Origin of the sequence: Streptomyces albus subsp. albus, from assembly GCF_000725885.1 — a bacterium.
Lineage (GTDB): Bacteria > Actinomycetota > Actinomycetes > Streptomycetales > Streptomycetaceae > Streptomyces > Streptomyces albus.
The window spans coordinates 33,944-59,924 of record NZ_JODR01000007.1; the positions used below are offsets into that span (position 1 = coordinate 33,944).

General features: G+C 75.0%; 21 protein-coding genes. 12 read left to right on the forward strand and 9 right to left on the reverse strand.

Features of this window, described 5'->3' with window-relative positions; translation table 11 throughout:
* Positions 1 to 165: 165 nt before the first annotated feature.
* The 3 genes from IO40_RS0108480 (at position 166) to IO40_RS39390 (ending at position 2,105) form a co-directional block, all read left to right on the forward strand.
* Positions 166 to 609: an Rrf2 family transcriptional regulator gene (locus tag IO40_RS0108480; protein WP_016468351.1), complete on the forward strand. Its 444-nt coding sequence runs from the start codon at positions 166 to 168 to the stop codon at positions 607 to 609.
* Positions 610 to 927: 318 nt separating this feature from the next.
* Complete coding sequence (locus tag IO40_RS33345; protein WP_262070664.1) at positions 928 to 1,911, forward strand: amidohydrolase family protein; 984 nt, start codon at positions 928 to 930, stop codon at positions 1,909 to 1,911.
* Positions 1,815 to 2,105, forward strand: coding sequence for an amidohydrolase family protein (locus IO40_RS39390; RefSeq protein WP_240467699.1), 291 nt, complete (start codon positions 1,815 to 1,817; stop codon positions 2,103 to 2,105). The genes IO40_RS33345 and IO40_RS39390 overlap by 97 nt, the downstream gene beginning before the upstream one ends.
* Positions 2,106 to 2,178: 73 nt before the next feature.
* Here the strand turns inward: IO40_RS39390 and IO40_RS0108490 are convergent, their stop codons facing one another.
* The 9 genes from IO40_RS0108490 to IO40_RS0108530 all read right to left on the reverse strand — a co-directional run bounded on the left by IO40_RS0108490 (position 2,179) and on the right by IO40_RS0108530 (position 15,837).
* Positions 2,179 to 3,171 carry an alpha/beta fold hydrolase gene (locus tag IO40_RS0108490; RefSeq protein ID WP_033228556.1) on the reverse strand — a complete coding sequence of 331 codons (993 nt, stop codon included), beginning with the start codon at positions 3,169 to 3,171 and terminating at the stop codon, positions 2,179 to 2,181.
* Between the two features lie 268 nt (positions 3,172 to 3,439).
* Positions 3,440 to 4,402 carry an urea transporter gene (locus tag IO40_RS0108495; RefSeq protein ID WP_031175184.1) on the reverse strand — a complete coding sequence of 321 codons (963 nt, stop codon included), beginning with the start codon at positions 4,400 to 4,402 and terminating at the stop codon, positions 3,440 to 3,442.
* Positions 4,403 to 4,499: 97 nt separating this feature from the next.
* Positions 4,500 to 6,365, reverse strand: coding sequence for a lanthionine synthetase LanC family protein (locus IO40_RS34795; RefSeq protein ID WP_016468356.1), 1,866 nt, complete (start codon positions 6,363 to 6,365; stop codon positions 4,500 to 4,502).
* A 267-nt stretch (positions 6,366 to 6,632) separates the two neighbouring features.
* Positions 6,633 to 6,788 carry a hypothetical protein gene (locus IO40_RS37935; RefSeq protein WP_016468357.1) on the reverse strand — a complete coding sequence of 52 codons (156 nt, stop codon included), beginning with the start codon at positions 6,786 to 6,788 and terminating at the stop codon, positions 6,633 to 6,635.
* A 16-nt stretch (positions 6,789 to 6,804) separates the two neighbouring features.
* Positions 6,805 to 10,227: a lantibiotic dehydratase gene (locus tag IO40_RS0108510; RefSeq protein WP_051719245.1), complete on the reverse strand. Its 3,423-nt coding sequence runs from the start codon at positions 10,225 to 10,227 to the stop codon at positions 6,805 to 6,807.
* Positions 10,228 to 10,582: 355 nt separating this feature from the next.
* Positions 10,583 to 11,620, reverse strand: coding sequence for a thiopeptide-type bacteriocin biosynthesis protein (locus IO40_RS0108515; RefSeq protein WP_106963686.1), 1,038 nt, complete (start codon positions 11,618 to 11,620; stop codon positions 10,583 to 10,585).
* Between the two features lie 506 nt (positions 11,621 to 12,126).
* Positions 12,127 to 13,599, reverse strand: coding sequence for a tetratricopeptide repeat protein (locus IO40_RS0108520; RefSeq protein ID WP_030406209.1), 1,473 nt, complete (start codon positions 13,597 to 13,599; stop codon positions 12,127 to 12,129).
* A gap of 100 nt (positions 13,600 to 13,699) precedes the next feature.
* Positions 13,700 to 14,965: a pentapeptide repeat-containing protein gene (locus tag IO40_RS0108525; RefSeq protein ID WP_031175187.1), complete on the reverse strand. Its 1,266-nt coding sequence runs from the start codon at positions 14,963 to 14,965 to the stop codon at positions 13,700 to 13,702.
* Between the two features lie 95 nt (positions 14,966 to 15,060).
* Entirely contained in the window at positions 15,061 to 15,837 is a 777-nt protein-coding gene (locus IO40_RS0108530; RefSeq protein WP_016468362.1) for an SAM-dependent methyltransferase, read from the reverse strand.
* A gap of 285 nt (positions 15,838 to 16,122) precedes the next feature.
* Here IO40_RS0108530 and IO40_RS0108535 point away from each other — a divergent pair, with 285 nt between their 5' ends.
* The 9 genes from IO40_RS0108535 (at position 16,123) to IO40_RS0108575 (ending at position 25,963) form a co-directional block, all read left to right on the forward strand.
* Positions 16,123 to 16,518, forward strand: a complete 396-nt coding sequence (locus IO40_RS0108535) for a TOBE domain-containing protein (RefSeq protein ID WP_016468363.1) — start codon at positions 16,123 to 16,125, stop codon at positions 16,516 to 16,518.
* Positions 16,519 to 16,594: 76 nt separating this feature from the next.
* Positions 16,595 to 17,386 (forward strand): molybdate ABC transporter substrate-binding protein, encoded by a 792-nt coding sequence (gene modA, locus IO40_RS0108540; protein WP_031175188.1) that lies wholly within the window; start codon positions 16,595 to 16,597, stop codon positions 17,384 to 17,386.
* A 137-nt stretch (positions 17,387 to 17,523) separates the two neighbouring features.
* On the forward strand, positions 17,524 to 19,701 hold the full coding sequence (locus IO40_RS0108545) for an ABC transporter permease (RefSeq protein WP_031175189.1): 2,178 nt from the start codon (positions 17,524 to 17,526) through the stop codon (positions 19,699 to 19,701).
* Positions 19,702 to 19,831: 130 nt separating this feature from the next.
* Positions 19,832 to 20,452, forward strand: coding sequence for a helix-turn-helix domain-containing protein (locus IO40_RS0108550; RefSeq protein ID WP_199813901.1), 621 nt, complete (start codon positions 19,832 to 19,834; stop codon positions 20,450 to 20,452).
* Positions 20,453 to 20,556: 104 nt separating this feature from the next.
* Positions 20,557 to 21,783, forward strand: a complete 1,227-nt coding sequence (locus IO40_RS0108555) for an NAD(P)/FAD-dependent oxidoreductase (RefSeq protein WP_016468367.1) — start codon at positions 20,557 to 20,559, stop codon at positions 21,781 to 21,783.
* Entirely contained in the window at positions 21,780 to 22,535 is a 756-nt protein-coding gene (locus IO40_RS39660) for a (2Fe-2S)-binding protein (RefSeq protein WP_201777349.1), read from the forward strand. The genes IO40_RS0108555 and IO40_RS39660 overlap by 4 nt, the downstream gene beginning before the upstream one ends.
* Positions 22,532 to 24,031: an FAD-dependent oxidoreductase gene (locus IO40_RS0108565; RefSeq protein WP_031175191.1), complete on the forward strand. Its 1,500-nt coding sequence runs from the start codon at positions 22,532 to 22,534 to the stop codon at positions 24,029 to 24,031. Before IO40_RS39660 ends, IO40_RS0108565 begins: the two co-directional genes overlap by 4 nt.
* Entirely contained in the window at positions 24,024 to 24,962 is a 939-nt protein-coding gene (locus IO40_RS0108570) for a dihydrodipicolinate synthase family protein (protein WP_031175192.1), read from the forward strand. The genes IO40_RS0108565 and IO40_RS0108570 overlap by 8 nt, the downstream gene beginning before the upstream one ends.
* The gene (locus IO40_RS0108575) at positions 24,962 to 25,963 is read left to right on the forward strand and encodes a proline racemase family protein (RefSeq protein ID WP_031175193.1); all 1,002 of its coding nucleotides are present in this window, start codon (positions 24,962 to 24,964) and stop codon (positions 25,961 to 25,963) included. The genes IO40_RS0108570 and IO40_RS0108575 overlap by 1 nt, the downstream gene beginning before the upstream one ends.
* Positions 25,964 to 25,981: the final 18 nt, after the last annotated feature.

Here is a 25,981-nt window from a genome sequence, read left to right on the forward strand (position 1 = left end):
GGTCCGGTCGGGGGGTGCGGCTGCGCGGTTGGCCGGTTGACTGGCTGACCGGCTCACCGGCTGGCCCGTTGACCTGTTGCCTGTTGACCTGTTGACCTGTTGACCGTCTTTGGAACTGCAACTAAGTTGGTTGCAGTTCCAATGACGGTGACGGCGGGAGCGCGGATGGCGGGGCTCAGCAGCAGAAGCGCGGTGGCGATCCACGCGCTCGCGATGCTGGCGAACCGGCGCGGGGGCTCGCTGACCTCCGCGGAGATCGCGGACAGCCTGGGCAGCAACCCGGTCCTCGTACGACGCGTCCTCGGCCGCCTGCGGGACGCCGGACTGGTGCGCTCCACCGAGGGCCGCGGGGGCGGCTGGTCCCTCGCCCGCGCCCCCCGGGACATCACGCTGTACGACGCGTACACCGCCGTCGAGGAGGGGCAGATCTTCTCGCGGCACACCCATCCGCCCAGCTCGGCGTGCGAGGTCGGACGCACCATCGGCGTCCTGCTCGACGACGAGTTCCGGAGCGCGGAACGCGCTTTGGAGGAACAGCTCGGCAGGACGACGATCGCCGGCCTGCTCCAGCGCATCCTGGCCTCCGGCAACGGAGCGGGGAGCCACTGACCGAGCGGGCGCCGTACCGGCGCTCCGCGCCATGACGCATACCCAAACTGTAACCGCATCGGTTGCAGTTAACCCCCCGTGCTCCGGCCCCTCCCGGCTCCCGATGCCGGCAGCCGCACGCCCCGTCCACGTCCCCACGCCCCACATCCCTTCCACACCCACGCCCCCACGGCCCCACGGCCCGACCGACCCAGCACGTACCAGGAGTGATGAGCGGTGCCCCAGGAATCCGCAGCACACACGAGCAACGAGGTCCGCGGCCCCGCGACCCGGGCCCCCGCAACCCCCGCGGCCCACGCCCCCGTGACCCACGACCTCGTGATCAGCCGCGCACACGTCTTCGACGGCCACCGTGCGCTCGACGGCCCCCACGACATCGCCGTCGACGGCGGACGGATCGCCGCCGTCTCGGCCGAGCCGCTCAGAGGCAGGCGGCAGGTGGACGCGGCCGGACGGTGGGTCATGCCGGGGCTGATCGACACGCACATCCACTTCTACGACGTGAGCGCCGTCTCCGACGCCGACTCGATGCGGGCCTTCGAGGAGAGGGAACTCCCCGGAAAACTCGGGCTGTTCCTCGACCACGGGGTCACCACCATCAAGTCGGTGGGCGACCCGACGGACGGCATCCTGGCCACGCGGGCCAGGCTGGCCGCGGGCACGCTGCGGGGCCCGCGGCTGCTCGCGACCGGTTGCGGCATCACCGGACGCGACGGGCATCCCGCCTCCACCGTCTTCGGCGGCAACCCCTGGGCGCGCGAGCGCTTCACGGGGGAAGTCGGAAGCGTGCGGCAGATGCGCGAGCTGGTGCACCGTCTCGCGGACCGCGAGGTGGACGCGATCAAGCTCCTGTCGGAAGGAGCGTGTGCACACTCCGGCGGACCGGAGTACCTGTGGCGGAACCCCGCCTTCCCGGACGGTGTCGCGCTGGAACGGCTTCCCCCCGACCTGCTGCGGGCGGGCATCGAGGCCGGGCACGAGCGGGGCCTGCGGGTCACCGTCCACACCACCCAGCAGGTCGCGGCGCGTGAGGCGGTCGAGGCCGGGGCGGACGGTCTGGAGCACGGCGTCACCGTCGAACCCCTCACCGACCACTCGCTCATCGACCTGATGCTCGAACGCGGCACCACCTATACGCCCACGCTCTGGATCGACGACGCCCACCCGGACGCCCGCGGCAATCTGATGAAGGTGGCCGGGCCGGCGTGCACATCGCGCTGGGCAGCGACACCTTCAGCGGTCTGGGCCGGTACGGGGCCAACACCCTGGAGGAGGCCGGGCTCATGGTGGCGGCCGGGTTGACGCCCGCCCAGGTGCTGGCCGCGGGCACCAGCGGCGCGGCACGGCAGTGCGTCCGCCCCGACCTCGGCACGGTCGCCCCCGGCAAACGCGCCGACCTGCTCGTGCTGGACACCGACCCCACCGCGGACATCGGCAGCCTCCGCGACCTGCGCATGGTGATCCAGAACGGCGGGATCACCGTCGACAAGCGGTAGGGCCAGGTCCCGTCCGGGGTCATGCCGGAGCCGTGGCCCGATGGCGAAGGTCACATGATGCGCCGGACAGAACCTAGCCCCGCTGCCCGGCCAGCGTGTCCAGGACGTCGGCGACCGGGGTGGGATCCAAAGGGCCGACGTGTGACGCCCCGGGGAAATCGTGCACGCGGAACCTGTTGCCGGGTGTGGACGCGTCGGCTTCCGCGATCATCCTGTCCTGGAGCGCGGTGGCGATCGTACGGTCCTTGCCGAAACGCAGGTACGTGCGGGGAATGCGTCCCCAGGTACCGGCCCGCCCGACCGCTCGGCCCGCATAGGCGGCGACGGGCTCGTCGGTCTGCATGCCGGCCAGCATCCGGCGGAAGTCGGCGTCGGGGTGGTCCGCGCAGATCATCTCCTTCAGGAGGGCCAACTCACCGCTGACACCCGTGCGGAAGTTCAGCCGCAGTACCCCCAGCCGGTCCGGATCACCCACCGTCAGTTCCACCGGACTGACGGCGTCCGCGTTCTCGGGTGCCGCCGTGCAGGCGTCCGCCGTGGGCAGGACACGGCTGGGGCAGAAGGCCGCCATGTAGCAGATGTGGTGGAGCAGGTGCGGGACGGCGTCGCCGACACGGCTGACCGACACGCCGCCCAGGCTGTGCCCGACCAGCACGACCGGGCCGTTCCGTGCGGCCTGCCGCACGATGCCCGTGACGCGCGCCTCGTAGTCGTCCAGCCCGAGGCCCTTCAACGGGGAGGGCTCGACCGCCATCGCCTTGAGATCCTGCCGCTGGTACGACTCCGCCACGAAAGCCTCCGCGCCGTGCTGCGGCTGGTCCACCATGACGACGCGGTGGCCGCGCAGCACCAGTTCCCGTGCGATCGGCATCCAGAACGCACCGGCGCTGTGGGTACCGTGCACCAGCACGTAAGTGGTGAGCCCGCGACGCGGGGCCGCCGCGGCCGGCGGGGTTCCGAGCCCGGTGGCCAGCGCCATGCCTCCCGCCGCGACCCCCAGCCCACGCAGCGCCGTCCGCCGGGTGGCACCTTCTCGTTCTTCGTTCGTGTCATCCATCACGAACACGACGCTATGAAGGACCCGTTCGGCCCACCATCGGTCCAGCACCACCGGCAGGGGTGGACCCAGAACCACCCTGCCGTGCGGCTCACGGGGTCCGATCGCGCGCCGTGAGCGACCGGACCGCCCGGCCTGCCCGGACCGCCCCGCGCGTTCCCACCGCGACCGCGGGACCTTCGGAGGACGCCGGATCGGGCACCCGATCCCGGGGCCGGCGCGGAGGCGGCACGGCGGCAGACCCGCCCGGTTCGGCCATCGATCAGCCGGACAGGGCCTAGCTGCGGCGCAGCCGGGGGAAGGAGGGTACGGCGGCCAGGAAGAACAGGGTGGTGAGGATGTACGGCCAGGTGAGGGTGTGGCCGCCGAACGGGGCGAAGAACGAGGTGACCGCCACCGTCAGCACCGTCGAGGCCGCCGCCCCCACCAGGGCGTACAGGAGGGCGGCGACGCCGCGTTCGAGGAAGACGGCGCCCAGTGCCATGGCGACGAGCACCGCGTTGTAGCCCAGCAGGCCCTCGGCGACGTCGGAGGCGGGGGCGCCCAGGCCCCAGGCGGTGACGATGCCGACGACGCTGCCGAGGCAGGCGGTCAGTCCGGCGAACCAGTCGGCGACGAAGATGCCCAGGAGGAAGAGCAGCCCCACGTACCACTGCGGCATCAGGAAGATCTGTCCGACGTCGGCGAAGAACGCGTGCACCACCTCACCGGCTCCCAGCGCCGAGTCCTCCGAGGCGGAACGCGGCAGCGCCGAGAGGGAGGACCCCTCGTGCCACACCCGCTGGAAGCCGGGCGCCGCGACCGTCACCACACTGGCCATCAGACAGAACGGCAGCGTGAACGTCGGCATCGACCAGGGGCGCAGCAGATTGGCCAGCGCGGCCGTCAGCACGGCGGCGACCACCGCGCCCCCCGCCGCCATCAGCCAGGTCGAGACGTACCCCGGGCCGAGGAACACCGCGAAGGCGAGCGCCACCAGGCAGCCGTTGAAACCTTCGAGCCCCGCGGCGATCCGCTCCCGGTCCACCCCCAGCACATAGGCGGTGGCCGTGCCCAGCAGCGCGGCGAGCCCGTAGCGCCAGCCGGCCGCGAACACCGCGGCGACGAAGAAGAGGCCGCACGCCGCGTTGGGCATGAAGTCCACCTGTGCGAAACCGCGCAGCACTTCGTACCCGAAACGCACCGGCTGCCGACGCGCCACCTCGGGCACGGGCAGGTCCCAAGAAACCGAACGGCTCATAGGTGCAACGTACACGCACCGGGGTGCCGTCCCCTGCCCGGGGCCCGCCCGGGCCGCTCGCCCTCCCCTGCCCGCCCCGCCCGGCCTCCGCCGGGAACTACCGCAGCCCCAGACAGGGCAGCCACGAACGGTCGCCGCCGGTCGCCGTCAGCATCGCCGCCAGCACCCCGCCGGCCCCGCCCAGCAGCCCGCACCGCTCCCGCGCGAGCTGCCACAACTCCTCCTCGTGCGCGACCAGATGGGACAGCATCCGCTCCACCAGCACCGCACCGGCGGGCGGGCCCCCGCACCGCCGCACCGCGTCGGCGACCGCCAGCACCCCCGCAGCACCGTGACAGAGCCCCAGCCGGTCACCGGGATCGTCGCCGAACAGATGGAAACCCTCGTGGAAACCGTCCGCGAACGAGGTGAAGGCCGCCCCCGCCCAGTCGGCCAGATCCCGGTCACCGAGCACCTCACCCGCCTCCCACAACGCCCAGGAGACACCCGGTGTGCCGTAGCACCACGCCTGCCGGGCGTGCGCCCCCGGCGGTCGCCTCTCGCCGTCGAGCCCGCAGCCGGCCCAGGTACGGATGTCCCGCGCGTCGTCGAAGGACTCGCCCCGCAGCCAGCGACAGGCGTACCGCAGCGCGCTCACCAGGTCCGCACGCGGGCCCAGCCGCCGTACGACCGCGCTCAGCGCCGCGACCACCCCCGCGGCCCCGTGCCCCATCCCCGTGTTGATCCGCCCGTGCAGCCACCCCAGCAGCGGATGGTCGGGGTAGTGCGCCCGCAGCCCGGGCAGCCCCTCCTCCCCGCACAGCTGCGCCAACTGCGCGGCGTACCTTCCGTACCCCTCCCCTTCCGTACCCCGCACCGCGTCGTCCACCACGAACGCCAGCAGCAGCCCGGAGGGCCCCAGGATCAGGTCGTAGTCCGGGAACCGTACGGCCCCGTACCGCACATCCCCCACGAGGGCGAGCCCCGCGCCCCGCCGTCCCGCCACGTTCTCGACGGGCGGCGCCGGATGCCCGTCACCGCCGCCCGCCGGCCGGCCCGCTCCCGGCCCGGTGGCCTGCGGGGGTGCGGGGCGGGCGCCGGGCGGTGTCGCGGTGTCGGCGCCGTTCGGGGCCGGGCCGCCGGAACCGGCGGCGCCCGGGCGGCCGTTGCGGGAGGATGCCGGTCCGCCGTTGCGGGGCGGCGGGGGGCCGCCGTTGCCGGAGGGCGCCGGGCCGCCGGTCCCGGACAGCGGGAGGCCGCCGCTGCCGGACGGTGCCGTGCCGCCGTTGGCGGGCCGGAACGGATCCGTGGTGCCGGACGGGAACGGCCGGTCGCCGGTGCCCGGGGCGGCGTACCGGTCCCCCGCACCGGGCGCGGCGGGACGCCCGTCGCCCCCTGTCCGCGGGCGCACGGGGCCGGGCGGACCGGCCGGGCGTACCGCACCACCGGTCCCCGGGGGACCGGGACGGTCGCCGGGACGGGCAGGGCCGGGCCCTGCGGGCCGAGGCCCGGATGAGTTCGGCTCCGCACGACCCCGGAGGGCGCCGTTCGGCTGGTCGAGGAGCCGTTCGCGGAGCCGGTCGGCGACCGGGTGCAGCGCCGGGTGGAGGACGGCGCCCTGCCGCAGGCCCACCAGGGTGCCGGCCAGCCCGCCGTCGTAGAGCCCGCGGTGTCCGGGCCCGCGGCCCGCCCCGCGGGCCCACACCGCGCAGGCGCGGGCCGCGACATTGGCGGCCTCGGTGTCGCCCATGGCGGCCACGAGCCGGGCCAGGACGGGAACGCCGGGGTCGCTGGGGAACTCGACGGGCCGCCCGCGTCCGGCTTCCCCGGACGGGCCGGGCACCTGGAGGGAGCCGCCCAGCAGGTCGGGAGGGCGCTGGGCCGCCGCACATCTGGCACGTTCGGTCCACAGTTCCAAAGCGGCCACGGCAAGCCGGAGTGCGACCGCACGGGCTCCGGCGTGGGTGAGGGCGTGCTGGGACACGGCGGGTCTCCCATCGGGGGTCGGGGGTGCCCCGGGCGTGCCGTGCCGGGGGCGGGAGGGGTGAGGCGCTTGGGCCGGTGCGAAGGCGTCGGCGCGTGAGCTGTACGAGAAACGTCGCTGTGTCAGGAGCGCCGCCGTGTCAGGGGCGTCGCTCCGCCGAGTGGTTCCGGCGCCGGAGAGGACCGGAGAGCCGCCCGGCCCAGCGGCCGGGCGGCTCGGACAGCTCCGCGCCGGCCGGCCGCGAGGCCGGCCCCGGGAGCACACGGATCAGCCGCAGATGACGACGGTGTTGCAGACGACGATGCTGCACACCTGGCTGTAGGCGCCCGTGTTCTCGGACACTGCCAGCTCGCTCTCGGTGACCCGCGCGTCGAGGTCGTCGATCAGAGCGTCGAGTTCGAACTCCGTCTTGCCGTTGGGCATGGTCCCTTCCCTTCGTTCACTGTGGATGTGGTGTCCGCCCCGGACCGCCGCCTCCGTGGGAGGGAGGCGGGCCGGGGAGGCCAGGAGCGCCGCACCAGGCGGCGTACGCTCGGTCCGCCAGCTCTTCGGCTGTGCGGTCGTGGGGCAGGCGCAGCAGCAGTTGGGCGGCCACGCCGCGCGGGGTGTCACCGTCCGTGCCCGTGGGGGCGGTCAGTGGCAGCCCGTCCGGGGAGGGCAGGGCCTCCTCCAGGATCAGATCGTCGCTGGGCTCGGCCTGGCAGAGCCGTTCGACGGCTTGCAGCGCGGGCAGTGCCGCCAGATCGACGGGCAGCGGTTTCGCGTCCGGGCGGGCGCGCAGATAGCCGAACCGGGGCAGCCGGGCCGTGCGCCGCAGCGCGGCGAGCGCCCCCGCCTTGACCGGCTCGGGGTCCGTGGGCCGCCACAGCGCGGCGCGCGGCAGCCGCCACTGCGCGGGGCTGACGACGAGCAGTCCGCCGACCGTCAGCCGGGGCACGCGCGGCGCGTCGGGGAACGCCCCGGCGAGCCCGTCGAGCCGCACCATGTGCCGGGTGGCGGGGTGTCCCGCCGCGGTCAGCAGCCGCAGCAGCCGGTCGTACGGCGGCGCGGCGGTGCGGGTGGCGTGGTGCGCGGGGAGGAGGCGTACGCCGTCGGCCTCCGCGACGAGGGCGCCGTCGGCGACGCGGAGGGTGATCCGGTCCAGCGGGAGATGGCGTACGGGCGGCAGCGGCGTGGCCGCGGGGCTTCCCGCGGGAGCGACGGCGCTGCGCGCAAGACCGTGGTAGAGCGGCGTGTTGGGGTCCCCGGTGCACCAGCTCGTGAGGACGGGACGGCGTACCGCGTTGGCCGCCTCCTCGCCCAGCGGCGGCACCAGCACCTCCACGAAGCGCACACCCGCACGGCGTTCGAACGCGGCGAGGAAGTCGCGGTAGCAGGCCGGGCCGGGATATCCGGCGTAGGGGTCACGGGGTGCGTGGAGTTCGTCCAGCGCCTCGGCGAAGCGCGCGTCGATCACACCGGCGGGTGACGCGGACTCCAGTACGGCGAGGGGTCCGGAGTGCCGGCCGTGGTGCGGGCCTGTGCCGGCCCCGTCCGCTCCGGACGGCGGGGCGGCAGGGGCCGGGAGGGGCCGCAGCAGGCAGTCGGCGGGCCAGGCTTCCAGCAGCGCGGGCACCTGCGGGGCGCCCAGCTCGTCCAGCAGCGCCCCGTCGATGTCGATCTGCTCCTCCCCCAGCCGTGCGCCCAGGTGGGCCAGCAGCCGCGCGTAGGCGGAGCCGGGCGACCGGGCCGGCTCCCAGCACCCGCGAGGCGGCCCGGGCCGGGGGCGCGGGCCACCGGCCGCCTCGTCCGCCTCCTGGCGGGCCTCCAGCAGCCGGAGCACCGGAACAGGTGCCGGACCGAGCGAGGCGGCCTCGGGCAGCTCGCTTCGGCCACCGGAATCCGACGGGCGTTCGGACTCGCACAGCGCCGACAGCCGCCGTGCCAGCGCCAGCCCTTCGGCGACCTGCGGCACGTTCGTGACGTACGGGTCGTCGCGGTGTCCCGCGCCCGTGCCGTTCTTCCGTGCGGACGGCGGGCGTCGCAGCTTGCGGTAGGAGTCCAGGAAGGCGCCACGGCCGACCGTGCCGGGCAACACCGCCTCCGCCGTGTGGAGTTCGCCGGTGCTCCCGGGGCCCGCTTCCGCCGTACGGTGCCGGGTCCGCCGCGTCGGCGTCCACGGCAGCCGGGCCGCGTGCGGGGCGGCGCACACCTGGAGCACGCCCAGGGAGTGCAGATGCGCCAGGAACGAACGGAGCACCGGCTGCGCGGACGGCGGACCCACGGCCGCCTCCAGCGCGGCGAGCGTGCGGGGCGTTGCGGCGAGCGCTTCCATGACGGCTTCCAGCACCTCGGTACGCCGCAGGGTGAGCCACCGCAGCCGTCCGCCCCCGGGGCCCGGGTCGACGACGCACACGTGCAGGTGCCCGCTGCCCACGTCACCGGTGACGTGGTGGAGGGGGGCGGGCGCGAGCAGGACGTGCGGCGCTGCGGTGCCCAGGTGGAGGTCGCGCAGCCGGGACCACAGCAGGTGCACGTTCTCCGTACGGCGGGCCGCCGTCTCCGCGGGCTCCGGCGCGGGCCCCGGCAGCAGTACGGTGCCGTCCTCGTACGAAGGACCGCCGGGTGACGCGGCCGACCGTGCCGGACGGGACGGCAACCGCACCGGCAGCACGGCCAGTTGCCCGGCCCAGTCGCGCGGGGTCGTCTTCGCCGCGGCCCGGCCCAGCGCCCGCCACAGATACCCGACACCCTTGCGCTGCCGCTTGCCGCCCCACGGCTCCCCGGCCGCGGCATGCCGTTCCAGGTCCGGCACCACGCGCGGAGCGGCGCTGCGGAGAAACTCCCGCAGGGCGGGTTCGGTACGGGCAGTCTCCAGCAGCATCGTGCCGGCCCGCTCCCGTTCGGCGGCGACCTGGCGGGTGAACGCCGCGTAGGCGCCGCGGAGTTCCGCCTCGTCCCCGGCGAGTGCGCGCAGTTCCCCGGCGAGGGCGGGCGCGAGACCGGCGATGCGATCGGCGACGGGAACACAGCCGAGAAGGCCGGCACCCCCTGCGCCACCGCCGGAACCGCGCCCGGTCGCCCACGCGAAGACCTCGGCGACGCCCCGCCCCGCACCACCGCCACCACCCGGACGGGAACCCCCACCCTGCCCCGCGCCACCGCCTTCACGCGAACAGGAACCCCCACCCCGACCCACGCCATGCACGGCGCCCGCCACCACGGCACGGCCGCCGCCCCCGCCCGCACCACGGGCCGCACTCTCGTCCGCACCATCACGGGCCGCGCCCGCCTCCGCGCCACCGGTCGCGCCCGCGTTCACACCAGGGGGCACGCCCGCCTCCGCGCCACCGGCTGCGCCCACGCTCACGTCAAGGGCGCCTGCCCCCACACCACCGGCCGCACCCACGCTCACGCCAGGGGGCGCACCTGCCTCCGCGCCACCGGCCGAGCCCCCGTCGCCACCACCATGGACCGCGCTCCCGTCCGCACCACACGCCGCGCCCGCGCCCGCAGCACTTGCCGCGCTCCCTTCCGTACCACCGGGCGTGCTCCCCTGCACGGTGGCGACAGTGCCCCTGGACACCGGTGAGGCGGTGTCCGCGCCGGCGCCCGGGGTGGGGGGCGACGGCGTGACGGTGGGGACCGCGTGCAGCCGGCGCCGCAGTGCGAGGACGGCGCGCCGGTCCGCCGTGGCCAGCCGTCCGTCCGGCACGACCTCCTCCCCCAGCCGCGCGCTGAGCGCGTGCGCCCGCACGGCGAACGCGTTCTGCCGGGCGGCCAGCCGGTCCGCCGTGACGAACAGGGCCGGGCTCCCGGCGCCGGCCCAGACGGCGAACGGCACCCCCGCGAGCCGCACGAGCGCCGCCGCACCGAGCGGCACACCGTTCCCGGACGGCTCACCGACGGGCTCTGCGGCCTCCCCGGTCTCTGCGGTCTCCCCGGTCTCCGCGGTCTCCGCGACCTCCCCGGTCTCAGCGGTCTTCCGGGGCGCCGCGGCACCACCGGTGCGGAAGTCACCGGACCCGACGGACTCGACAGACCCGACGGGCTCGGCGGACTCGACGGACCTAGCAGACCCGGCAGACCCGACGGGCTCAACGGACTCGACGGACCCGGCAGATCCGGCAGACCCGGCGGGCTCAACGGACCCGACGGACCCCGCGGTCCCGCCGGGCTGCGGGAGGGGACCGTGCGGGCCGGCGGCCGGTGCTGGGCGGGTCCGGGGGACGGGCGGGTCAGCGGGTCGGGGCCGTCGCGGCATGCGTGTCCCTCCCCTCGCCGGACAGCGCGCCCGCAAGCAGGCTCTGGCGCGCGAGGGACAGCAGCCCGCGGTTCCAGTGGAAGACCGTGTAGTACCCGGCGGCGGCGCGGGGGCCGATCGTGGCCTCTCCCGCCTCGAAATAGCCCTCACGCCAGCGGGTGGCGGCCCGGCGGACGGCTTCGCCGTGCCGCCGCAGGGTGGCTGCGCGCTCCTGCGGGAAGGCGCGCAGGGCGTCCTCGAGCGGCGCGTGCCAGTAGGCGACGATGCCCGCGGCGGCCCGCTGCCGCGCCTGGGGCGCGATGTCCGCCGTCGCGCCGTGCAGCCGGCGCCCGGTCTGCCGGGCGACGAAGTCCCACACTCCGCGGTGTTCCCAGCCGACGATGCCGAGTCCGGCGAACACCTCCCGCAGCATCAGCAGCGAGAACCGCCATCCGACGGACGGGCCGGTCTCGCGGGGGTGGTTGATGTGGTGGTCGAGCCAGGCGAGCGAGTCCAGGGTGAACAGGTCGTGCACGTACGTCATCGACGCGGGCCCGCCGAAGAGGTAGTGCTCCGGTTCGTAGACGGTGCACACCGGCCGGCGCCGCAGTCCCTCGCACTCGCCGAGGCGGCGTTGCAGAGCGGTGCGGAGGGCGGTGGCGGCAGTCTGCCCGCGTTTCCCGTGGGTTTGCCGGGTGCCCGTCTCCACGGCCTGGAAGCGGACCCGGATTCCGGGCTCCTTGTGCATGAAGAAGAAATTCCGTGCACGGTCGGAGGCGAGGAATTCCCGTGCCACTGTGGCCAGTTCCTCGTAGCAGCGGGGCCGGCCGTCCGGGTCGCGCTCCGGGGTGAGGTTCACCTGTACCCAGGGGGCGCCGGTGTTGGCCGGCGCCGGCCCGGCGTGGGCCCGGGCGGGCCCGGCGGACGGGGGGAGCGCCGCGTGTGCGCGGGCCCTCGCGGACAGGTCGTGGACCGTCCTGCCCGGTGCGGCCGGGTCCGCGGCCCGGCCCTGTGCGGTGTCCGTGCCGGCCACGGTGTCGGGGTGGTCCGCGGTGTCCGCCGCCCGGGCGGCGTCACGGGCGGCGGTGACGCCGGCCGCGAGCCCTGTGCTGAGGCCGGCGGAGACCGCTGCCCAGCCTCGCCGCCCGGCCGCACGACCGCTCCGTCCGGCTTCGCCGGCCCGCCGGGCGGCTTCTCGCAAGTGTCCTGTGAATCGTTCGGGAAACCGCCCCGCGGAACCGTGGGGCGAATCCGGAGACCGTTTTTCCTCGGCCAATTCCGCTCCCCCTTCACAGTGATTGCGGTGACGCAATCACGCCATGTAGGGGAACTTCCCGCCCTTATCGGCATCGAACAATGAATCGCTGTTCTTCATATGAACGGCGGTTGTGCGCCGGGGCGATTCCCGACGGCGGAGCGCGGCCGGGGAGCCGCCGATCGAAAGCCGTCGGGACGTCGGCACGGCACGCGGCGGCACGTGTGCCGGCACGCCAGGCGGCCGTGCGTCCCGACTGGCCGCCGTGGCCGCCCCCGCTTCCCTCAGACCCCGGCTCCGGAGGGCCGGTCCGCGAGCGCGCGGGCGCCCGCGGCGGCCAGTCGGGACGCCTTCTCCCGCGCGGTGACGGCCATGGCCGCCCGGCCGAGCTGGTCGGCGAGACGCGCCTGGCCCAGCCAGTTGTAGGGGCTGGTGGGCCGCAGGCCGAGACGTTCGCTCAGCAGCGTACGGGCCAGGCCGGTGCGCCGGGCCCGCAGCGCCGCCTCCACCAGCGTGCGCTGAACGGCGTCCCGCTGCGCGTGGCTGCCGCCGAACGTCTGGAGCCGTCCGCGGACCGGCAGCAGCAACTCGACCGTGCGCTCGTACTGTTCCCGGGCGAAGGCGATCAGCGCCCGGCACACCGGCAGCCCGATCCGGGCCGTCATCCCGTGATTGGTCACGCCGGGGTGCGGGCGCGCCGCCCATTCGGCGCGCGCGGCCACCACTTCCTCGGCTTCGCGCAAGCGCCCCGCGCCCAGGTAGGCCATCACGGCGTGCGTGTCGTTGAAGGCGTAGTGCGGGCCGTCCGCGCGCGCCGCCCACGCGTCGGCGAGGACTTCCCACCGGTCGCCCACGGCCGCGGACGCCGTACCACCGTCCAGGTACAGCCGCCACAACAGGGCCGCCGCGTCGAGCAGTTCGAGGGCCACTCCGGCGGACTCGGGGTGGTGGATCGCGGCGTCGTAGATCTCCAACGCCCTGTGCACGTCGCCCGACTCCAGCGCGTACAGCGCGTAGTGCCACCAGTTGTGCACGGCCATCATGTTGCCGGCGCCCCAGTCGGCCACGCGGGCGTCCAGGTAGCGGATGCCCTCCGCGAAGCGGCCCCGCATCTCGTGGCAGTGGACGACGGCGTGGACGGCCCATACGTCGTGCGGGTTGCGCTCCACCGCGGCCAGCGCCGTCTCCAGTGCCTGCTCGTAGTGCCCGGATTCCTCCAGTCCGAAGCCGAACATGCCCAGCAGCGGGCCGTGGTGCGGGTCCTGCTCGTCCCACGCCGTGAGGACCCCGGCGACGCGGTCGCGCAGGGAGGCGGCGTCACCGGAGAAGAAGTCGTTCTGGTGCCCGACGGCGAGCGCGAGTGTGTCTCCCGGCCACCTGATACTGACCTCCCGCAGCAGTTCACCGGCCCGCCGCAGGTCCCCGGCCAGCCACACGGACGCCGCCTGGAGGTGTGCCCGCTCCCGCTCCGTGAACCGCCCGTGGTCGGCCTCCGCGCGGAACCGCGCGAGTTCCTCCCGCGCGCTCCTGGCCTGCTTCTCCTCCGTACCGAGCACTCCCAGATACGCGGCGAACACCTGGCCCATCGGTGCGCCCGGCGCCACCTGCCGCATCAGCGTGACGGTGTCGGCGACGTCCCCGCGGAAGAACAGCAGCGCGTCCACGGCCCGCTCGTACGCCGCCAGGGCCTCCTCGGCGCCGGGTCCCGCGCCGAGCCCGCTCAGCTCCAGGCCGTGCCGGTCGCGGCGGCGCCCCACCGCTTTGGCGGCGCCCCCGCCCGACTTCCCGCCCGGGGCGGCTCCGGGGCCGGGCAGGTGCGGCGCCGCGGGAGCCGTCCGCGCGGTCGCCGCCTGCCGGCTAGCGGCGTCCCCTCCGCCGGGGTCCGCCGCCGTTGTCGCGCCGGCCGTCCCCGCGCCGGTCCGACGCGTTCCGCCCTGGGGCGTCGCTTCCTGCGGGTTTCCCTGGGGCCGGTTGCCGTGGGCCGGCTTTCCGAGAGCCGGATCGCCGGGAGCCGGATCGCTGCGGTTCCGGCTGCCGTGCGTCCCGTTCCCGGCCGCCCCGTTCCCGGCCGTTCCGTTCCTGGCCGTTGCGTTCGCGGCCGTCCCGTTCCCCGCCGTTCCGAGCGCCCCGTTGTGCGCGGTCCCCGGGTCCGCCGTCGCCGGATCCCGCGGCACCGGTTCCGTTCCGTTCGCCGTCTGCCCCGCGCCCGGTGCGCTTCCCATGACCGCTCCTCCTGCCGCCACCGCCACCAGCCGGCCCGGCCGCACCGCGCCGGCTGTCCCGCCTGTGCCGCGGGGCATCATGCTGCCCGGCCGAGGACGTGTCGGGCCAGTGGGCGGGCCGTACCAGCGTGTCGGGCACGAGGGTGGCGGAATCACCGTGTGCGGCGTTCAGTTGCGGCTGGGTCAGGAAGAGCGCACCGGACAGGTCGGCGCCGCACACGTCGGCGTCCCGCAGGTCGGCGCCCAGCAGGTCGGCCTGCCGCAGATCGGCGTCGCGCAGATCGGCCGCGATCAGCAGAGCGCCGCGCATTCCGGCCCCGCGCAGCCGGGCGCCGCGCAGCCGGGCACCCATCAGGTCGGCACGTGCGAGGTCCCGGCCGTCGAGTCCGCGGCGTGCCCGTTCGCTGACCCGCTCCAGTACGGGTCCGACCCGCGCCCGCCATGCCTCCACGTCGACGGCGAGCACCGTGTCCGCGTCCTCGTCGATCAGTGCGTCGAGTTCGGCGGCCAGGGCGCCGGCCTCCCCGCCGCCCTCGACGGCCTCCGCCTCGGTGAGCAGCCACAGCAGTTCGTGGAGTTGCCGTGTCACCCGGAAGACGGCGAACATCAGCGACTCCGGCATCCGCGGGCCCGGCGTCCGCGGGGCCACCCGGGCGCTCACCCGCTGTCCGGCGCCGTAGCAGTCGAAGACCGAGCAGCCCGCGAATCCGCTCTCGCGCAGCCGGGCGTGGATGGAGCACCGGTTCTCGGCCGTCAGATTGGCGCAGCGCCGACCCGCGGGTTTGTGCACCGCGAAGTCCGCCGACGCGGCGAACGGCAGCGCCACACAGCACAGCCCGGCACACCGTTCACAGTCGGCCCGCAGCCGGTCGGACCGTCCGGGCCTCTCCTCTTCGTTCACCTGCTCAACCTAACCGGAACCCGACCGGCCGCGTTCCGCCGACCGTCCGCGCCGGGCGCCGCCCACCGCCGGTCAGGGCGGCATCCGGCGCCTGGTCAGGGCTTTCGGGCCAGCGCGCCGAACTGGGCGACGGTCTTCTCGTCCTCGGCGACCCGGCCGGGGCGCCAGCGGGCGCAGGAGACGATGCCGGGCGGCAGCAGTTCCAGCCCGTGGAAGAAGCGGGCGACCTCGGCGCGGGTGCGGGCGGTGATGGGAGGGGTGGCGTTCCGGTTCCAGAAGCGCATGGCTTCCTCGTTGGCGGAGCCGCCCAACTCCAGGGTGGGATGGGTGAGCGCCAGACAGCTTCCGGAGGGCACGGCGTCCATCAGCGTACGCACCACGCGGACAGCTTCGTCGGTGTCGGCGACGAAGTTGAGGATGCCGAGCATGATGACGGCGACGGGCTGGTGGAAGTCGAGGGTGTCGGCAGCGGCGTCGAGGATGGCGCGGGGCTGCTGTGCGTCCGCGTCGATGTAGTCCGTCACTCCTTCCGGGGAGCTGGTGAGCAGCGCCCGGGCGTGGATCAGGACGGTGGGGTCGTGGTCGACGTAGACGATGCGCGAGGAAGGTGCGACGGACTGCGCGACCTGGTGGGTGTTGTCCACGGTGGGCAGTCCCGTGCCGATGTCGAGGAACTGGCGGATGCCCGCCTCGCCCGCCAGGTACCGCACGACGCGGCCGAGGAACGCCCGGTCGGCGCGGGCCACCTCGCGGATGCTCGGATACATGCCGGCGATGTGGTCGCCGACCTGCTGGTCGACGGCGTAGTAGTCCTTGCCGCCGAGCCAGTAGTTCCACACCCTGGCGTTGTGGGCGACGTCCGTGGGCGGCATCCGAGCCTCTCCGGGACCGCTGCTCTCGCTCACCTGCGGGGTCCTCTCCGTCGTCGGCGTCCTCGGCACGCGTACGGGTCGGCTCCGGCAGCGGACGCTGGGCCGGGAGCCGTGGGCCGAGTCTAGGCTTCGCGGCTCCGCGCGGCGGGGCGGGCGGCACGCGGCAGCGGGGCGTCGGTGCTTCGTCCAAAGAGCGCGGGCGGCGTTCATAGATACCTAGCAGATGCGAGGGAAAACCCCGGCGCACATTGCACATGAGAACTGCCAGGCCATACGTTGACGCACATGCAGTCGTACACCATCGGCCAGGCGGCACGGCTGCTCGGCGTCAGCCCGGACACGGCACGACGCTGGGCGGACGCCGGCCGGGTCGCCACGCACCGCGACGAGACCGGGCGCCGTCTCATCGACGGCAGGGACCTGGCGGCCTTCTCCGTGGAGCTGGCCCGGCAGTCCGGCGACGACGAGGAGGAGCCGTACACCTCGGCGCGCAACGCCTTCCCCGGCATCGTCACCGCGATCAAGCTCGGCGACGTGGCGGCGCAGGTCGAGATCCAGGCGGGTCCGCACCGGCTGGTCTCCCTGCTGACCCGGGAGGCCGTCGAGGAGCTCGGTCTGGAGGTCGGCATGCAGGCCACCGCCCGAGTGAAGTCGACAAGCGTCCATATCGACACCCCCTGAGCGCCCGCCCCGCCCGTCCCACGGGGCCCGGGCCCCGCTCGTCCGTCCACCCGCCCTCACCTGGAGTTCCCGTCCCATGAGAACGAGCCCTCTCACTCCGCGCCGCGCCCTCGCCGCCCTCGCCACCGTCGCCGTTCTCGTCCCGCTCGCCGCGTGCGGCAACGACGGCTCCGGGAAGGGCGACAGCGCCGGCAAGGGCGACAGGACCGAGCTGACGGTGCTGGCCGCCGCCTCCCTCACCGACGTGTTCAAGACGGCGGGCAAGGAGTACGAGAAGGAGCACCCCGGCACGAAGGTGACGTTCTCCTTCGCCGGCTCGCAGGAGCTGGCCGCCCAGGTCAAGCAGGGCGCACCCGCCGACGCCCTGGTCACGGCCGACACCAGGACCATGGACGGCCTCAGGGCCGAGACGGGCAAGCCCGTCGTCATCGCCAGGAACCGGCTCGTCATCGCGACCGGCGAGGGCAACCCCGAGAAGGTCAAGAGCCTCAAGGACCTGACGGACAGCGGGCTGAAGGTGGTGCTGGCCGCACCCGAGGTGCCGGTGGGGCGGTACAGCAAGCAGGTGCTGGACGCGCAGAAGCTCAAGGTCGAACCCGTGTCGCGGGAGACGAACGTGCGCGCCGTCCTCAGCAAGGTCGAACTGGGCGAGGCCGACGCGGGCATCGTCTACCGCACGGACGCCGCCACGGCGCCCGGGAAGGTGGACGCGGTGGACATCCCCGACAGCCAGAACGCCCTAGCCTCCTACCCGGCGGCCACCCTCAAGCAGTCCTCGCACGCGAACCGGGCCGCCGACTTCGTGAAGTGGCTCAGGTCGGACAAGGCGCAGAAGCTGCTGCGTGAGGCCGGCTTCCAGAAGCCGTGAACCGCCCGCACCACCGGCCCGCCGTCCCGGACCCGGACTCACCCGCGCCCGACACCACTCGGCCCGACACCACTCGGCCCGACACCACTCGGCCCGCCGAAGAAACCGGAGCACCGCGGGGGCGCGTACGCCCGCGTCTGCGCCGGAGCCCCCGTGCCCGCACCCGTCCGCGCACGCCCGTCGCACTGGCCGTGCCCGCGCTGCTCGCCGTCGCCTTCCTGCTGGTCCCGCTGCTCGGCATCCTGACGCGCACCCGGTGGGGAGAGCTGGGCAGCCACCTGAGCAGCGAGGGCGTCACCGAGGCGGTCAAGCTGTCGCTGCTGGTCTCCTGCGGAGCCCTGGCCCTCTCCCTCGTCCTCGGCGTCCCCCTGGCATGGCTGCTGGCACGGGTGGACTTCCCCGGCAAGGCGCTGGTGCGGTCCCTCGTACTGCTGCCGATGGTGCTGCCGCCCACCGTCGGCGGCGTGGCACTGCTGCTGGGCTTCGGACGGCGGGGGCTGCTGGGGCCCTGGCTGGAGGACACGTTCGGGATCGTGCTGCCGTTCCACACCTCGGGCGCGGTGGTGGCGGCGACGTTCGTGGCGATGCCGTTCCTGGTCATCAGCCTGGAGGGCACGCTGGCGGGACTGCGGCCGGCCTACGAGGAAACCGCGGCCTCGCTCGGCGCCTCCCCTGTGCGGGTCTTCTGCACGGTGACACTGCCGCTGGTCGCCCCCGGGCTGGCCGCGGGGGCGGCACTGACCTGGGCGCGGGCGCTGGGCGAGTTCGGCGCGACGATCACCTTCGCGGGCAATCTGCCGGGCACGACCCAGACCCTTCCGCTCCAGGTGTATCTGCTGCTCCAGGACCAGCCGGAGGCGGCGACATCCGTCTCGCTGCTGCTGCTCGTGATCGCGATGGCGGTGCTGGTGGCACTGCGCGGCCGGTGGGCGGGCGGCGGACAACGGGGCGGGGACGTACGGGGCCGGACACGCGACCGCCGCTCGTCCCGGGACGGTGACCGGCCGAAGCGCCCCACGGACACCGCCACTGCGGGGGCCGGCGCCGCACCGGCCAAGAACGACCCCGCACCGCCCGAAGACCGCCCGGCACCGGCCAAGAACGGCCCCGTACCGGCCGAAGACCGCCCCGTACCGGTCAAGGACGGCCCCGCACCGGCCGGAAACAGCCCCGCACGTGCCAAGAACGCCCCCGTACCGGCCACATACGGCACCGTCCCGCCCGAGGACGTCACCGGGCGCGGCCCCGCGGAGCCGGCGCCCACCGACTCCGGTGAACGCTGGCCCCTGTACGCCTCCGTCACCGGTTTCACCGAGCTGCCCCTCGACGCGGAACCGGGCACCACCGTCGCCGTCGTCGGCCCCAACGGTGCCGGCAAGACGACGCTGCTGCGAGCCCTGCTCGGGCTCACCCCGCGTGCCCGGGCGCGGCTGGTGCTCGGCGATACGGAGGCGAGCGCGCTGCCCCCGCACCGGCGCGGGGTGGCATGGGTACCGCAGGACGGCGCCCTCTTCCCGCACTTGAGCGCGCTGGCCAACACGGCGTACGGGCTGCGCGCGCAGGGCGTACGCCGCGCCGAGGCGCGCCGCCGGGCCCGCGCCTGGCTGGAGCGGCTGGACGTGGGGCACCTGGCCCACCGCAGGCCCGCCCAGTTGTCGGGCGGTCAGGCCGGACGGGTGGCGCTGGCCCGGGCACTGGCGGCCCGGCCCCGGCTGCTGCTGCTGGACGAGCCGCTGGCAGCGCTCGACCAGACGACCCGCGCGCACGTGCGGCACACGCTGCGCACGCATCTGGCCGGCTTCGGCGGGGTGTGCCTGCTGGTGACGCACGACCCGGTGGAGGCCGTCTCGCTGGCCGACCGGGTACTCGTCCTGGAGGACGGCCGGGCCGTGCAGGACGCCCCGCCCGGCGAGGTGGCACGCCGTCCGAGGTCGCCGTGGGTGGCACGGATGCTGGGCCGCAACGCGCTGGCGGGCACGGCGGCGGGCGACGGCACGCTGCTGCTCGACGACGGCGGCAAACTGGTGGTCGCCGACCCGGTGACCGAGGGGGCCGCCGTGCTGGCGGTCGTCGCGCCGGAGGCCGTGGCGCTGCACCGCACACGCCCGCAGGGCAGTCCGCGCAATGTGTGGCCGGGCACGGTACGGGAGATCACGGCGGTCGGCAGCAGGCTGCGGGTGCTCGTCGGCCGCCCGGACGGCCCCGATCTGGTGGCCGAGGTGACCACCCAGGCCGCGGCCGAACTGGGACTGCGGGACGGCGTCGAGGTGTTCACGAGCGTCAAGGCCACCGAGATCACCCTCGTCGAACGCTGACGCACGGGGCGGGGCGCCGGACCGGGCGCCCCACCTCCTCCCTTCCGTTCGGGATAATGACCCCGCAACCATCGGAACGTTCCGTAAAGCGAACGAGGCGCGCGGGGCACCGCGACGGAAGGGAGGGGCCGTGAGCGGTCCTGAGGGGTCGGTCCGCAGCATGCTGGCGCTCAATCTGAAACGGGCACGGGCCCAGCGGGGACTGTCGATCTCGGAACTGTCGCGCCGGTCGAAGATCGGCAAGGCGACGCTGTCCCAGCTGGAGTCCGGGGCCGGAAACCCCACCATCGAGACGGTGTTCAGCCTTTCGAGGGTATTGGAGGTGCCGATCTCCGACCTCCTCGACGCACGGCCCCCGGCCGGGCTGCGGGTGGTGCGCGCCCAGGACGTCGAGGTGCTGACGGGCGAGGGGGTGGACCTGCGCCCGCTCCAGCGCATCGAGGCCGGCCAGGCCGTCTTCGAGGTCTACGACCAGCAGGTCAGGGCGGGTGAACGGCGGGATTCGCTGGGCCATGTGGGCATCGAGCACACCATCGTCCAGGCGGGCCGGCTCGGGGTGAGCGTCGAGGGCCACGAGGTGGAACTGGGCCCCGGCGACTACGTCGGGTTCGAGGCGAGGCTGCCGCACAGCTACACGGCACTGGAGGAGACGGTCCGCTCCGTGCTGCTCCTCCAGTACCACGCCGACCAGCGGCTGCCCTCCGACGCCCCGCATTCGCTGCCCACCGAAGGCGTCTTCGGCATCGAGTGACGCCCCCGCAGCGCGGCGTGGGCAGGCGGTGAGCGGACCGTTGACACTCCCCCGCCCCTGACATAGCGTCCCCCTCGTTCGCTTTACCGAACGAGGAGGGTTCGATGAACGGAACACGAGCCGTGGTGCTCGGTGCCGGAATCCTCGGCGCGGCCTGCGCTCGCGAACTGGCCCTGGCCGGGCTGGAGGTCACCGTCCTCGACCGGGGCGGAGCCGCCGCCGCGACCACCGCGCACGGCGAGGGCAACATCCTGCTCTCCGACAAGGGCCCGGGCGCCGAGCTCGAACTCGCCAGACTCTCCCGCCGGTTGTGGCCCGAGGTGCTGGCCCGGGTGGCGGACCGTTCGGCGGCCGGTGCGCGGGCCGCCCGCGCGGCCGAGTGGGACGCCAAGGGCGGCATCGTCGTGGCCACCACCCGGCCCGGAGCCGAGGCGCTCACCGCGTTCGCCGCGGCCCAGCGCGGCGCCGGCGTGCGGGCGGACGCGCTGACGGGCCGGGAACTGCTGAGCGCCGAACCGTTCGTGACCCCCGACCACACCGCCGCCTTCCACTACCCCGAGGACGCCCAGGTCCAGCCGGCGGGCGCCGCCGCCGCACTGCTGGCCGACGCGCTCGCCGCGGGCGCCACACTGCGCACCGGCTGGGAAGTGCTGTCCGGGATCGTGCGGCGCGGCCGGCTCGCCGGGGTGCGCACCGTGCGCGGGGAGGTGATGGCCGACGTGTTCGTCAACGCGGCCGGTCCCTGGGCGGGCACCCTGTCCGCCCGCCTCGGCGCACCGATCGGCGTCTCACCCCGCCGCGGGGACGTCCTGGTGACCACACCGCTGCCGCCCACCGTCTTCCACAAGGTCTACGACGCCGACTACGTGGGCGCCGTGGGCAGCAGCGAGGAGGAGTTGCAGACCTCGGCGGTGGTCGAGTCCACCCGCGCCGGCAGTGTGCTGATCGGCTCCTCACGCCGCCGTGCCGGCTTCGACGACCGGTTGCGGCCCGAGGCCCTGTCCGCCGTCGCCGCCAAGGCGCTCCGGCTGTTCCCGTCACTGGCCGGGGTGCCGGTGATGCGGGCGTACGGCGGCTTCCGCCCGTATGTGCCCGACCATCTGCCGGTCATCGGTGCGGACCCCCGGCTGCCGGGCCTGTGGCACGCCGGCGGTCATGAGGGGGCGGGCATCGGACTGTCCGTGGGCACGGGCCGGCTGCTGCGGGAGCTGGTGCTGGGGGAGCCCACCGCCCTGGACGCCACGCCCTTCCGGGTGGACCGCCCCGCCGTCCTCGGCGATCCCGAAGAGTCCCGGCCCGCGACGACCGGGCGACAGAAGGAGGGTGCATGAGTCCGCGACTGCTCCGCCCCGACGACGATGCCGCCGGCCGTCGCCCCGACCGGCCCCTGCGCCTGACCGTGGACGGTGAACCGGTCACCGGCGTCGCGGGCCAGACCCTGGCCGGGGTGCTGCTCGCCGCGGGCCGGCTGTCCTGGCGGCAGGGCCCGGCGGGGGCGCCCCGCGGGGTGTTCTGCGGCATCGGTGTCTGCTTCGACTGTCTGCTGACGGTCAACGGCGAACGGGACGTGCGTGCCTGCCGCCGCCGGGCCACCGACGGGGACACGGTCACCACCCAGTCCCGCACCGCCGCACCGGACACCCCGGAGGCACCGGCCACGACCGGCCCCGCCCGCACCGACAGCCCCGCCGCCGGCCCGGACCCCGACTCGGGCGCCGCCGGTGCCGCCGGTGCCGCCCCGACCGCGCCGTACGGCAGCCCCGGACCCGGCAGCCCACCCGGGCCCAGTCCCACCAGCGGGCCCCGCCCCGCCAGTGGGTCCGGTCCCACCACCGAGCCGCACCCCACCACCGGGCCCCGCCCCACCAACGGGTTCCCTTCTGCCGCCGGGACCCGGCCCACCAACGGGCCCTCTCCCACTACCGAGCCGCACCCCACCACCGAGCCCCCTTCCACCACCAGGCCCCGCCCCACCAACGGGCCCCGCCCCACCACCGGGCCCCGCCCCACCAACGGGCCCGGCGCACCCCCCGGTCCCGGCCTTTCCGGCATGTGGCCTGCCACAGGGGAGGAGCGGCGATGAGCGCGGCGCGGCACGTCGCCGTCATCGGGGCCGGCCCCGCGGGTCTGTCCGCGGCGCACGCGGCACTCGCCGCCGGCGCCCGGGTCACCCTGGTCGACTCCGCCGAGCAGCCCGGCGGCCAGTACCACCGCATGCTGCCCGCGGCGTACGCCGCCGAGCACCCCGAGCGGCTGCACCACGACTGGCCGGCGTTCGAGCGGCGCCGCCGCCGCGTGCTGGCGCATCCGCGCTGCACCTGGATGCCGGACAGCGCGGTGTGGATGCTGGAGCCTCCCGCCCCCGAGCCGGCCGGACCGCCGCGGGTGCATCTGCTGTGCGGCGGCCCGGCCGACGGTTCGGGCCGCGCACGGCGGACCCTCGACGCGGACGCCGTCGTCCTGGCGGTCGGCGCACACGACCGGGTGCTGCCCTTCCCCGGCTGGGACCTGCCGGGCGTCTTCACGGCGGGCGCCGCACAGGCACTGGCCAAGGGCGAGCGGGTCGTGGTGGGCGACCGTGTGGTGGTGGCGGGCACCGGCCCGTTCCTCCTCCCGGTGGCCGCCTCCTTGCTGGAGGCCGGTTCACGGGTGCTGGAGGTGCTGGAGGCCGCCGGCCCGGCCACGCTGGCCCGCGGATGGGGCCGCCGTCCCTGGGAGCTGGTCCCGCACACCGGCAAGGCGGGCGAACTCGCCGGGTACGTCGCGCTGCTGGCCCGCCACCGGGTGCGGTACCGCCTGGGCCGCACGGTGGTGGAGGCACGTGGCGAGGGCCGGGTGGAGGAGGTCGTCACGGCCCGGCTGCGCCCCGACTGGTCGGTGGTGCCCGGCAGCGCGCGCACGGTGCCCGTCGACGCGGTGTGCGTGGGCCACGGCTTCTCCCCGCAGCTGGAGCTGCCGCTGGCGGCCGGCTGCGTCCTGCGCGGCGAGGTGGCCGGCGGTCCGCCGGGCGCCTTCGTCCGGGTCGACGACGACCAGCGCACGAGTGTGCCGGGAGTGTTCGCCGCGGGGGAGATCACCGGGATCGCCGGTGCCCCGGCGGCCCGCGCCGAGGGTGCCGTGGCGGGCTGGGCCGCCGCCGGCGGCGATCCGGCGGCGCGTCCGCTGCGCGCGCTGCGCCGCAGCCGGGACGCGGGCCGCGCGTTCGCCGAACGGCTCGCCCGCGCGCACCCCGTCGGCGCCGCCTGGTCCGGCTGGCTGCGTGCGGAGACCGTGGTGTGCCGGTGCGAGGGCACCGACTACGGCGCCCTGTGCGCGGCCGTCACCGACCGTGCGGGGAGCGCCGCGCGCGTCACCAAGCTGACGACCCGCGCCGGGCTGGGCCCGTGCCAGGGCCGGGTGTGCGGGCCCACGGTCGCCGAGCTGACCGCACGGCTCGCCGGCGCTCCGCCCGACGGGGAGCCGCACGAGGGCCTGCCGCCGGCCGGCCCGCACCGCAGACCGGTCGCCCAGCCGATCCGCCTCGGCGAGCTGGCCGCACCGTCCGCACCCACCGATGAGAGGGAGAGCAGTCATGAGTGAGCACGCGCAGACCGGAGGGGGCCTCGGCGGCGTCGTGGTGGCGACCGCCCTGCCCTACCGCGAGGACCCGTCCGCCCCCGCGGGCCTCGCCGTCGATCTCGACCGCTACGCCGAGCACTGCCGCTGGCTCGTGGACAACGGCTGCCACGGCGTCGGCCCCAACGGTTCGCTGGGCGAGTACTCCTCGCTCACGGACGCGGAGCGCCGCGCCGTGGCCCGCACCGCCGTGGCGGCGGTGGGCGACGCGGGCAAGGTGGTGGTCGGTGTGCACGGCGTCGGCTCGCACCAGGCGCGGCACTGGGCCGAGATCGCCGCGGAGGACGGCGCGGACGGGGTGCTGTGCCTGCCCCCGACGATGTACCGCGCCAACAAGGGCGAAATACTGGCACATTTCACGGCGGTGGCCTCCGTGGGACTGCCGGTGATGGTCTACAACAACCCCATCGACACGAAGGTGGACCTGACCCCGGAGCTGATCGCGGAGATCGCGCAGATCGACAACGTCGTGGCGGTCAAGGAGTTCTCCGGCGACGTGCGCCGCGTCCTGGAGATCAGGGAGCGGACCGCCGGCACCGGTCTCGACGTGATCAGCGGCGCCGACGACGTGGTGCTGGAGAGCCTGCTGATGGGCGCGACGGGCTGGTTCGCCGGATTCCCGAACGTCTTCCCCGCCGCCTCGGCCCGTCTGTTCGAGCTGGCGACGACGGGCAGGGCCGCCGAGGCCCGTGAGCTGTACGAACCGCTGGTGGCGGCCTTCCGGTGGGACTCGCGCACGGAGTTCGTCCAGGCGATCAAGCTCGGGATGGAGCAGGTCGGCCGGTACGGCGGCCCGTGCCGCCCGCCGCGCGGCCCGCTGACGGACGCGATGCGTACGCAGGTCGAGGCGGACATGGCGCGGGCGATCGCCGCCCTTGAGCGGCGGGACGTCTGATGCGGTCGGTCCGTACGCTCAGCGCCGTCGATTCGCACACCGAGGGGATGCCCACCCGGGTCGTCACCGGCGGGGTGCCGCCGATCCCGGGCGCCACGATGGCCGAGCGCCGCCGCTACGCCGTCGAGCACCTGGACGAGCTGCGCCGGTTCCTGGTGGACGAGCCGCGCGGGCATCCGGCGATGAGCGGCGCGCTGCTCCAGCCGCCGGCCCGCCCGGACGCCGACTGGGGCGTGGTCTACGTCGAGGTGAGCGGCTTCCTGCCGATGTGCGGGCACGGCACCATCGGGGTGGCGACGGTGCTGGTGGAGACGGGCATGGTGGAGGTGACCGAGCCGGAGACGACCGTGCGGCTCGACACCCCCGCGGGCCTGGTGGAGGCCCGGGTCACCGTGCGGGACGGGGTGGCGGAGAAGGTCACCCTGCGGAACGTGGACGCGTTCGCACTGGAGCTGGACGCGAAGGTGACCGTGCCGGGCCTGGGCGAGGTCCGCTACGACATGGCGTACGGCGGCAACTTCTACGCCATCGTGGAACTCGACCGGCTCGGGCTGCCCTTCGACCGCGCCCGCAAGGACGAGATCCTGGCCGCCGGGCTGTCGATCATGCGGGCGGTCGACGAGCAGAACCGCCCCGAGCACCCGGTGGACCCGGCGATAACCGGCTGCAAGCACGTGCAGTTCCTCGCGCCGGGTTCCCACGCGCGGCACTCGCGCAACGCCATGGCCATCCACCCCGGCTGGTTCGACCGTTCCCCCTGCGGCACGGGCACCTCGGCGCGGATGGCGCAGCTGCACGCGCGCGGCGAACTCCCGCTGCACGCCGAGTTCGTCAACGAGTCGTTCATCGGCACCCGGTTCGTGGGGCGGCTGCTGGAGACCGTCGAGGTCGGCGGGCTGCCCGGCGTGGTGCCCGAGTTCTCCGGCCGTGCATGGCTGACCGGCACGGCGAACTACCTGCTGGATCCGAGCGATCCGTTCCCGTACGGCTTCGTGCTGTAGCCCGAGGCCGCAGGCCGG

Excerpts from the sequence above, each read along its gene's own strand:
- IO40_RS0108480 (WP_016468351.1), top strand. The coding sequence starts at position 166 with ATGGCGGGGCTCAGCAGCAGAAGCGCGGTGGCGATCCACGCGCTCGCG.
- IO40_RS0108495 (WP_031175184.1), bottom strand. The coding sequence starts at position 4,402 with ATGAGCCGTTCGGTTTCTTGGGACCTGCCCGTGCCCGAGGTGGCGCGT.
- IO40_RS37935 (WP_016468357.1), bottom strand. The coding sequence starts at position 6,788 with ATGCCCAACGGCAAGACGGAGTTCGAACTCGACGCTCTGATCGACGAC.
- IO40_RS0108530 (WP_016468362.1), bottom strand. The coding sequence starts at position 15,837 with ATGCCGCCCACGGACGTCGCCCACAACGCCAGGGTGTGGAACTACTGG.
- IO40_RS0108535 (WP_016468363.1), top strand. The coding sequence starts at position 16,123 with ATGCAGTCGTACACCATCGGCCAGGCGGCACGGCTGCTCGGCGTCAGC.
- modA (WP_031175188.1), top strand. The coding sequence starts at position 16,595 with ATGAGAACGAGCCCTCTCACTCCGCGCCGCGCCCTCGCCGCCCTCGCC.
- IO40_RS0108555 (WP_016468367.1), top strand. The coding sequence starts at position 20,557 with ATGAACGGAACACGAGCCGTGGTGCTCGGTGCCGGAATCCTCGGCGCG.
- IO40_RS39660 (WP_201777349.1), top strand. The coding sequence starts at position 21,780 with ATGAGTCCGCGACTGCTCCGCCCCGACGACGATGCCGCCGGCCGTCGC.
- IO40_RS0108565 (WP_031175191.1), top strand. The coding sequence starts at position 22,532 with ATGAGCGCGGCGCGGCACGTCGCCGTCATCGGGGCCGGCCCCGCGGGT.
- IO40_RS0108570 (WP_031175192.1), top strand. The coding sequence starts at position 24,024 with ATGAGTGAGCACGCGCAGACCGGAGGGGGCCTCGGCGGCGTCGTGGTG.
- IO40_RS0108575 (WP_031175193.1), top strand. The coding sequence starts at position 24,962 with ATGCGGTCGGTCCGTACGCTCAGCGCCGTCGATTCGCACACCGAGGGG.